This window comes from Sulfitobacter sp. OXR-159 (assembly GCF_034377145.1).
Taxonomy (GTDB): domain Bacteria; phylum Pseudomonadota; class Alphaproteobacteria; order Rhodobacterales; family Rhodobacteraceae; genus Sulfitobacter.
Window position 1 is genome coordinate 165,473 of sequence record NZ_CP139710.1, and the last position, 9,772, is coordinate 175,244.

General features: G+C 58.7%; 8 protein-coding genes. 6 read left to right on the plus strand and 2 right to left on the minus strand.

Annotated elements, in window-relative coordinates; translation table 11 throughout:
• Positions 1–77 precede the first annotated feature (77 nt).
• Positions 78–1,598 carry a Fic family protein gene (locus T8A63_RS20785; RefSeq protein WP_009827239.1) on the minus strand — a complete coding sequence of 507 codons (1,521 nt, stop codon included), beginning with the start codon at positions 1,596–1,598 and terminating at the stop codon, positions 78–80.
• A 957-nt stretch (positions 1,599–2,555) separates the two neighbouring features.
• Here T8A63_RS20785 and T8A63_RS20790 point away from each other — a divergent pair.
• Together T8A63_RS20790 and T8A63_RS20795 are read left to right on the plus strand one after the other, a co-directional pair.
• A complete protein-coding gene (locus T8A63_RS20790; RefSeq protein WP_008335621.1) occupies positions 2,556–2,894 on the plus strand; it encodes a DUF736 domain-containing protein in 339 nt (112 codons plus the stop codon).
• Positions 2,895–3,528: 634 nt separating this feature from the next.
• On the plus strand, positions 3,529–3,744 hold the full coding sequence (locus T8A63_RS20795) for a hypothetical protein (RefSeq protein ID WP_067623429.1): 216 nt from the start codon (positions 3,529–3,531) through the stop codon (positions 3,742–3,744).
• Here the strand turns inward: T8A63_RS20795 and T8A63_RS20800 are convergent.
• Complete coding sequence (locus tag T8A63_RS20800) at positions 3,676–4,386, minus strand: IS6 family transposase (RefSeq protein ID WP_322346489.1); 711 nt, start codon at positions 4,384–4,386, stop codon at positions 3,676–3,678. The genes T8A63_RS20795 and T8A63_RS20800 overlap by 69 nt on opposite strands.
• Positions 4,387–5,413: 1,027 nt before the next feature.
• Between T8A63_RS20800 and T8A63_RS20805 the strand changes: the two genes are divergently transcribed.
• From T8A63_RS20805 to T8A63_RS20820, 4 genes are all read left to right on the plus strand, one after another.
• Entirely contained in the window at positions 5,414–7,387 is a 1,974-nt protein-coding gene (locus tag T8A63_RS20805) for a copper resistance system multicopper oxidase (protein ID WP_322346491.1), read from the plus strand.
• A 26-nt stretch (positions 7,388–7,413) separates the two neighbouring features.
• Positions 7,414–8,133, plus strand: coding sequence for a copper resistance protein B (locus tag T8A63_RS20810; protein ID WP_009827246.1), 720 nt, complete (start codon positions 7,414–7,416; stop codon positions 8,131–8,133).
• Positions 8,134–8,217: 84 nt separating this feature from the next.
• The gene (locus tag T8A63_RS20815) at positions 8,218–8,715 is read left to right on the plus strand and encodes a cupredoxin domain-containing protein (RefSeq protein ID WP_009827247.1); all 498 of its coding nucleotides are present in this window, start codon (positions 8,218–8,220) and stop codon (positions 8,713–8,715) included.
• 227 nt (positions 8,716–8,942) lie between these two features.
• Positions 8,943–9,476: a cupredoxin domain-containing protein gene (locus T8A63_RS20820; protein ID WP_009827248.1), complete on the plus strand. Its 534-nt coding sequence runs from the start codon at positions 8,943–8,945 to the stop codon at positions 9,474–9,476.
• The last annotated feature ends 296 nt before the right edge of the window (positions 9,477–9,772 follow it).

Consider the following 9,772-nt stretch of genomic DNA (forward strand, 5'->3'; position numbering starts at 1 on the left):
ACTCGCTCAAATGTAGAACTTGAATGGCTGGCGTTCGGCGTCATTGGCGCTTCCCATGACCAGAACATATTTATTTGTCATTGCGCTGCCCTTGTCTCGGCCAGAAAAGCTGCAAACGGTCGAATATCTTCCCTCACGCTCGCTGTCTCTAAAGCGGCCATGTAAGCCGCGCGCTGTTCGAGCTTGATGACTGTCCATGGTTGCCCGGCAGCGGCCATCATGACGTTCATCAGAAAGCGCGCTATTCGACCGTTCCCGTCCAGGAACGGATGGATAAATACGAAGATGAAATGTCCAAGGACGATCCGAACAGTCGGGTCATCTTCCGCCTTGAGTAGGTCGAAGAAGACCGGCATGCAGTCTCGAACTGCCTCAGGACTCATTGGGACATGCTGGGATTGCCGAATGTACACAGGGGACGATCGGTAGCCTGCAAGTTGAGAGGCCTTCAGGATGCCCGCTGTGACAGACGGTGCGAATAGGTTGCGATACCAATCACTCAGATCGCGCTCAACAACCTCACCCGCGTCAGCACCTTCCAGAACTGCCCGAATGCTTTCCTTCACTCTCTGAAATGCTTCCCAATATCCACGCGCTGCAAGGGCGTCTTTCAGCGCTCGGTCTTGCTCATCTGTTTCTGGGTTCCAGGTCCCCGAACGCACTTTGTCAATCAGTTCCGGCGAGACACGATAGCCCTCAATGGAGAGCGAATGATACGCATCCGTGACATAGATTTCGTCGATCTGCTTGAGATAGGCGTCGATGTCATTGGTGATGGGTTGGGCCTTTGGAAAGAGATCAATAACATCGTCGCGCATGCTCTCCCACTTCAAGCGGATGCGATGCACGTGGGGCGAGGTGATCCGCCCGGCGTTTGGCACAAGAATCGACTGCTCAAAGGGGTTGATCTCGCGAACGTCATGCGAAGCGGCTTTCATCGCCGCAAGGATTTCGTCTGCGACCTTTTCGGACCCGATGCTTCTAAAAGCACCAGCAAGCCTGCCGGCCGCTCGCGTGTGCCCCCCGTCCAACAGCTTGCCAAGCAGCCGTGAGGCATCTGGCATCATAGCAAGCACAGTGCGCGCTTCTGTCGGATGGTTTTGGAAGAAGACCTCGGGAACGAGGATTAGGGCATCCTCGACGGAGAATAGGCGTAAATTGTCGACGATTTCGAGCGCCTCATCTGACGCGATCGTTGCGCGCGTCTCAAAAAGCGACGTGTTGTGGGGCAGATCGGTCTTAGAGTTTCCGCCCTTGACCGCTCTTACCAATAGCTGAGCAGGAACTGTCGTGTTTCCAGCATGTATGATGAGGGACTGTTCAGGAGACAGAGACCAGTCAGTGCCAAACCGATCTGACAGGTATTGTGCGCAGAATCCCCAAAACGATGTGTACCATGCTGTGCTCTCACCGGCGTTTTCATCGGGGCGTGATGGGATGTACCAGCCCTTCATGACTTCCTTCAGGAAGCCTGCCTTCAGCAGCCGTTCGCGGTGAGTGCGTGACATGTCTTTGGAGCGAATGGCAATCGAACCACCAGACTGTAGTGTCTCGAGCTCTTCCAAGGAGCTTGCAAGCTTCTCTGCGGCACTCGGCATAATTATTCGGCTCCGTTCGAGATTTAGGTTTTAGCGTCGTACATGATTTAGGTGTATGTGTCGAACGATCTTTAGGGTTTTGTGATGCGCAAATCTTAGGTTTTAGTGTTATTGGCCCCTCCTGCCCTTTGGTCAGGACCGCGCCCTACTCGGTCGGCTGCGCGCAGCCGCCCTCCCCGAGCTGAAACGCCGCCTCTCCCTGCGACGTGCCGCTGGCCGCGCCGTCTCCTCCGGAGCCAGCCCGACCAGCCGTCGCACGGTCGTGGTAACGCTTCATCTCGGCCATTCGGTAACGGTCGCTGGGGCGGGCGTGTGACATCAGTGATCACGTACCTCGCGTCTCGGCCGCTGTTGGTCCTCGCTTTGCCGGACACGCAGCTCCGCGCCGCGATCATGGGTCGCAAACGATGTCCGACGACCGCCGGATTGCATTGACCGAAGCTGGCAGAAGGCCGGTGATGGTCGTGCTGTGCAAACCCAAGCTATCGGGTTGCCGTAGAGGGTCAGTTCGAAATCCCGGTGATCCGAACAGGTTGTCGAAGCTTCGACGTTCTCCATGCTGCGCTTCAAGACAACACACATCGGGTTGCCACGGAAACCAGCCGTCGTGGCACGTGAGGCAGGGACAGCAAAGCTCTGACTGGTCGGGATTCGGATCGGGGCAAGAGGACAGAGAAGACATCGCCCGCCCTGCAGCGCCTCCCTCGGCCGTTCCCCTACCTTCCTTCGCCGCCACCGCTCTTCTCCTTTTGTCTGAGTTGCATGACATGCTGGTCGCAGCTGTCGCCCCGTCCACAAAGGTTGTCGCCGATCTTTTTCCCTTGCCCCTGCGGGCCATTCCTCGCGGAGCAAAAAGACCGGCGCCTGCCCCTCTCCGCTGCGCTCCGCCTGCGGTGTGGCCGGGCCTTGGCCAGCTGCAAGGTGACCATCATTGCAACGCAAACAAGGAGAAGAGCAATGACCACGAACTGCATCAAATTCACCAGCGCCGACATCGAAACCGCCAAGGGGGTCGGCTCCATCTCGACCCTGACCTTCGACCTCGACATCACGGTCGAACCCGTCGCAAGCGCGAACCCGATGGCCCCCACGCACCGCGTCCTCGGCCGCTCCCCGCGCGGCAAGCTGGTCGAGTGCGGCGGCATCTGGAAGAAACAGAACAAGGAGACCGGCGCCGACTACTACACGCTGACCATTCGCGACCACGGCTTCAACGCCAACCTCGGCAAGGCCGCGAACCAGGACGATCTGTCCCTGCAGGCCGTCATCCCCTGGGGGCCAAAGGACGCCGCCTAAGCCAACAGCCAGACCGCTCCGGCGGTCTGGCTTTTTCTCGTTTCAAGAAACGACAATGGTTCGGGTCCGAAACCCGTGTCTGAAGGTTGCGGCATATTCCGGACGACGTCGCCGTGGCGGGTAGGAAGCTGGATAGGTCGCAGATGCGGCTTTGATCTTTCTGTTCAGTGACAACGTGCATCGCGCGAACCCGAGTCGGAACCGAATGTCCGCAGGAAGAACTGGCGGCCCGCTGGGCGAGACAAGCGCTCCCCTTCCGCCGGTCGAGCAATCCGCGCCTGGGTCGTCTTGGCGAAGCTGCCAGGGGCGGCGAACTCACCCTGTGCCGCGTGGGTGTAGCCGCAGATCAACGTCATGTGTCCGGGGGACGAAGTATCACGTCAGGGCCACCGCCGCGCGCCTTTCCGTCGACCTGTTGGCCTTTCAGATCGCTAGCCCGGGGTCGAGCGGTCGGCAACGCCGGGGGGCAGGTTTCTGGGCGGCTGACGCCTTGAGCGCTGCGGGGCATCGCCCACAACAAACCTGCCCCTGTCGTGCTCCATTTCATTCCGCCCCGTGCCGGGTGCAGCCCGCTCTCATGCCCCCGGTCTTTTCCACGATCCGTCCAACGACGATCAACGGAAAGGATCATATCATGACACTCGAACAATCCATCGACCTCGCCGAAATGCAAGCCGACATGGCCTTCGAGGCCTACCTCGCCGCCTTTGATGAAGACGCCCATCCAGAGGGCATTGCCAAGTTGGGTGATCGTGGGCGCAAGGGGGCGTGGCGTGAGCGCTTATGCGGTCATCTGGAGCGCATAGTCGTTCCACAGGCTGAAGGCGTCAGCCCGTGCGTGGCGGTATGAAGATGCGGTGAGACGATAGCGACGGGGACGGAAGAGGGTGTTTATCTGATCATGGGCCGCGAGGAATCTCTGCACCTGTTGTTGGGACTTGAAGCGCCCCATGATTTTCTCTCGCCGTCGCGTTGGTCTATGTGAGCCCTCGATCCGGTTGTTCAAGCCCTTGTGTGCCCGATGATCGGCGTCGGGAGCGAGCTTCCGGATCGGCGCAAAATAGCTGCGCAGTTTGTCGGTGATCACCACACGGGGCTGGCCGAACTGCGCGATGAGCCTTGCCAGAAAGCGCTTTGCCGCCCTGGCATTTCTGCGGGTTTGCACGAGGATGTCGAGCGTGTCGCCATTGGCATCCACGGCCCGCCACAGCCAGTGCTTCTTGCCACGGATCGGGATAACCACCTCGTCCAGATGCCAGTTGTCTGAAGGCGCTGGCCGGTCTCGTAGGATGCGGGTCGAGAAATGCCCGCCAAAGCGGTTGACCCAAAGCCTGATGCTCTCGCGGCTCACGATCACGCCGCGCTCGGCCAAAAGGTCCTCGACGTCCGCCGTGCTCAAAGCAAAACGGTGCCAGGCCCAGACGGCATAGGCAATGATCTCCCGGGGAAAGCGAAAGCCCTTCAGGCGCGGCATGGATGACGGCATTTTCATCCGAGATCCTGTAGCAGGGGCTCCACGACACAACAACTTGGCAATGCCGGTGATGTGATCGAGCGGCGACTAATGTTACTGTATGGCCCTTGCGCGCTAACTCCCGGGCGAAATAGTGATGCCGTCCGCCCATACCGGTGCCTGTGGTTGAACCGTAATGGTTGATTATCACTATTCGGGTCATATTGAGCACCTTGCTGTCTTTAAACTAGGAAAAGTTGCAGCGTTCGCAGCGCTGTGGAGTTCTACGGCTTGGTATGAGTTCCGTCCCAAACACTTGCATTTAGCGGATATTCCGAATGAACTGGCTTACAAGGGCGAAGCTTGGAAAGGCTGTAGCCTCAGAGCGCACAGCGAGAGTTTTTGCAATCCGCTGCATTAATAAATCTCAGAAAAACACAAGCATGTCTGATTGGCACACGATCTCGCTTTCTGACGCTGCACGCAGGTTATTTCAGGGATGTATTGCTGCAGCGAGTAAAGTCCTCCGAACCAGGTCCGCGATAGCCTCTATCAACGTCTGATCGCTATCTCCAGATGAGTTGTTGATCAATTCTTGGATGAGCCTGTCTTTCGCCGATCATCTCTGGAAACCGGGCATAGCAAGCGAAAGATGATCTACATCAAGCGCGTTCGCGAACCTTCGGGCAACTGCGTAGGCGCCCCTTCGCCCTTCCCGAACCAAAGCAAATCACATCAGCAACCACCCACCCTACCGACGGTCAGCACACCCTAACCCCATATGTAACCATATGTATTCTTGATCCTTTGCAGGCGTTCCGGCTATAAAACCTCCAGTTCCACGGAGGGCACGTGAATCATGGATCCGACAAATTCAGAACTCGAAACAGGCCCCGCGCTGACCCTCGCAAGTTGCAAGGCAGAACCGCGCGTAAACGCCCCCCGGCACGTGCCGTGTTCGAAGCGAACTGTGCCGAGCCGGGTGCGACTGACCTCCAAAACGCCGTCGAACCCTTGAGCACGCGCGCTGCGGCACCTTTCAGACAGACTAATACAAGGAAAACGAATGCAATTCTTCAATAGAAAGCAGCTGGCCCTCTGGGATACGGCGCTCAGTACCTCTGAAGAGCTGGCGAAGGGGTTGTCGCGGCGTCAGTTCGGCTTGGCTGCGGCTGCGGCTTTTGCGATGCCCAAAGCGTTGAGCGCGCATGGCTCCACGCAGGTGACCTCTCAGGGAACCTACAATATCACAGTCGACCCGGTGCGCATCAACACGGGCGATTTTCAGAAGATGGGCGTGGGCTACAACCGCAGCCAGATTCCGACGATCCTGCGCTTCAAGGAAGGTGAGGAGGTTACGATAAACGTGACCAACAACCTCAGCGAAAGCACCTCGATCCACTGGCATGGACTTATCGTGCCCTTCCGTCAGGACGGCGTTCCGGGGATCAGCTTCAACGGCATCGCCCCCGGTCAGACCTTTACCTATCGCTTCCCGATCCAGCAGGCCGGGACCTATTGGTTCCACAGCCATTCAGGCCTTCAGGAGCCGGATGGCGCCTACGGTGCGATCGTGATCGAGCCGCGCGGCAGGGAACGCATACCAGCGCACCGCGACTATGTCGTTCAGCTGGCCGACAAACATCCCCATCCGGGCAACCGCATCTTGCGGAACCTCAAGATGCAGTCCGACTACTACAACCGTTCGCAGCGCACTTTTCAGGACCTGATCCGGGACGCCCGCATGGACGGTCTCAAGGCGACGCTGAAAGAGCGCCGCATGTGGGGGCGCATGCGCATGCTGCCGAGCGACGTCGAAGACGTGCAGGGATTTACCTCGCTGATCAACGGTCGCAGCACGTCGCAAAACTGGACCGGTTTGTTCCGGCCCGGTGAGAAGGTCCGCCTTCGGATCATCAACTCCTCCGCGATGACCTACTTCGACATGCGGATACCGGGACTGAAAATGGTCGTCGTGCAGGCTGACGGCAACGATGTGGAGCCTGTCGCCGTGGATGAACTGCGGGTCGCGGTTGCCGAGACCTATGATGTCATCGTCCAGCCTACGCAGAACAAGGTCTATAGCATTATTGCGGAATCCATGGGCCGCAACGGGCTTGTTCGGGGCACCCTGTCACCCAGAGAGGGCTATGCCGGTGCCGTGCCCCGTCTCAGACCCAAGCCCTTGCTCACCATGGCCGACATGAGCGGCATGATGGGCGGTATGGGTATGGATATGGGCGACCACGTCATGCAGAACATGACCGGAATGAACCACACCGACATGACAGGCATGGACCATTCAAACATGCAATCCAGCCAGCAGCCCCCGATGCCTGCGATGACCCCGTCAGAGGAAAAGCCGAAGAAAAAGACTTCGATGGCTGGGATGGACCATACGCAGATGCAAAAGCCTGCGATGGACGGCATGGACCACACGCAGATGCAGCAGAAGAAAAAGGCACCGATGTCAGGCATGAACCATGCCCAGATGCAGAAGCCCGCAATGGACGGTATGAGCGGCATGGACAGTATGAGCGGAATGGCAATGTCTGATGGCGGCGATCCGTTCTATGTCCCGGGCAGCGGACTGACGCCTGTCGCGTACAACGGCGGCAAGTTCCTGTCCTACGCAGACCTGCGCGCCGCCAGCCCTCGTTACCGTCACCGCGCACCCTCACGCACCATCGTGTTGCGGCTGACCGGTAACATGGAGCGCTACATCTGGTCGATCAACGACGTGAAATACGACGATGCCGCCCCGATCACGCTCCGATACGGCGAGCGGGTGCGCATGCGGTTCATCAACGAAACGATGATGTCGCATCCGATGCACCTGCACGGGATGTGGTCGATCATCGATGCCGGTCACGGTCCGCGCAATCCCATCAAGCACACCGTGAACATCAATCCCGCCGCCACGACGGACATCGAAGTCGAGGCCGACGCCCCCGGTCAATGGGCGTTCCACTGTCACCTCAGCTACCACGCGCGGGCGGGAATGTTCCGCAAGGTCGTGGTCAAGGGACGCGCGGCTTGAGCCGGGAAATACAAAGGACGAACGTAATGAAATACAGTCAACTCGCCGGACTGGCCGGCCTCATCCTTCCTTGGGCCTCGCTCGTGCAGGCTCAGCCCGTCAAACAGACCGAACAGCTGATCTGGGGCGTGCAGGCGGAACAGTTGGAAATTCGCGCACTGGATGACGAAGAGGTCCTTGTCTGGGATTTCGACGCCCTCATCGGCACGGATGAGCTCAAGCTGGTGTGGCGCAGCGAAGCTGAATACGGTCTTTCGTCCGATGAGTTCGAAAGCCTCGAAAACCAGCTACGTCTCCGGTTTCCAATCTCGACCTTCTTTAGCGGCGTGGTCGGAGCCTATGCCAGCACACCCGAGGGCGTTCCGGAACGCTACGCGGCTGTCGTGGGGGTAAAAGGGCTCGCGCCGCAGTGGTTCGAGATCGACGCCGATCTCTACCTCTCCGACTATTCGTTCTTCAGTTTCGAGGCGGAATACGAACTGCTCCTTACCAACCGTCTGATCCTGACCCCGAACATCGAGATCGATATGCCGCTGAAGGATGACATCGCCCGGGGGCGGGGTGCGGGTGGCGCAGTCATGGAGATCGGTGCGCGGCTGAGTTACGACCTCATCGACCGTGCGGTCTCACCCTATATCGGCGTCAACTACGAGACCTCGTTCGGCGACACGCGGGACATCACCCGCGCGGCCGGTGGGGATACAGATGAGTTCTCGGTCGTGATGGGTACACGCCTTCAATTCTGAGATTTGTTCCTGCGGGAGCAATCCGGAGGGCTGATGAGTCCTCCGGCCAATACCTGAACCCAAAAGCAACCAAGGACTAAACAGATGAAACATCTACTGCTGACAATCGCACTGGCTTCCTCCTTTGCGGCACCGGGGTTTGCCGGCGAAGCGGCTCACGGAAACAAGTCCGGCGACACCCATGGAGAAATGAAGATCGGCATGCCCGGCGATGCCGCTGCGGTGGACCGCACGGTCGAGATCGACATGGTCGAAACAGACGACGGCGAAATGCTGTTCAAGGGCGGCGATCTGGATTTCAAAGAAGGCGAGACCGTCCGTTTCGTCGTCCGCAACGAGGGCGAGTTGGACCATGAGTTCATTCTCGACTCGCAAAAGAAGAACGCCGCGCACAAGAACGAAATGGCGGATATGAGCGGTATGAATATGGGTCATAATGAGCCCAACCGCATCCGGCTCGCGCCCGGCGAAGATGCCGAAATCATCTGGACATTTGCAAATAACGGCACGTTCGAAGCTGCTTGCCTGATCCCCGGTCATTACGAATCCGGCATGTTCCGCGAAGTCTCCGTTACTCACTAAACGGTCAGTGCGGATCGCGAGCACCGCCTTGCGATAACGTTAATACCAGAACGGGCGTACACCGCGCCCGTTCTTTCCCCCGTTGGGCGCCCGTCTGCGACGATGGTGTACCGCGCCAGCGGCGGTAGTACCCAGATCCGACGTTTGCTGAACCCTTGGGCTCACGGCTTCAATCGATCGAATAAACCCGGTTCTAGAATTTCCCCTACTGCGGAGGCGTTGAGCACATGAAGACATCGTTCAAAACTTGCACCCTCGCGGCAGCGCTCATCTTGTCCGCCCTCTCCGCGCATGCGTCCGATGGCAAAAGCCAGCAACCCCATCTGAGGGCCTACGACCTTCCGGACCATGACCCGATCGGAGAACCCCCCGGCGATGCCACGCCCGACAGGACGGTCGACATCACGGTCAGGGAGACCGGAAGCGGTTACATGCTCTTTGATCCGGATGCGCTTCACATCGAGAACGGAGCGGTTGTCCGCTTTCGGGTCACGAACTCCGGCAAACTCGATCACACTTTCTTTCTCGGCTCCTTCGATGAAGTCACCGAAAACCGGCAATGGATGCAGGAGCATCCGGACATGACCCATGACGCCGCCAACTTCATATCGATACCCAGCGGTGAAACCGGGGAACTGATCTGGAAGTTTTCAGACGTGACCAATCTGGAATTTGCCTGTCTGGTCCCCGGCCACAGAGATGCCGGGATGTGGGGGGTCATCATCGTGCATGATCACCTCGCCTCACCCGCCGGATATTGAGCGCGCTCCAATGTCGCTGATGGACAGGTATCACGTCCTCGTACATGACGTCTCCGCCCTCTTCGGATACGATTACAATGATACGACGCCGGACTGGGTTCATCCGTTCATTCACCTCATTCTGGTCCTGGCGCCGGGATTGCTGATCGGCGTCGCCCTCTATCTCGTCCTGCGCGGTATCCTGCGGCTCTGGAGCCGCCCGGCAAAACCGGTCGCGCGCATGAACCACGTGAGGGGGCTTGATGCCGGGTTGTTCAGCTCGGTCCTGCGCTACACCAGACGGCAGCAGGCGCAGA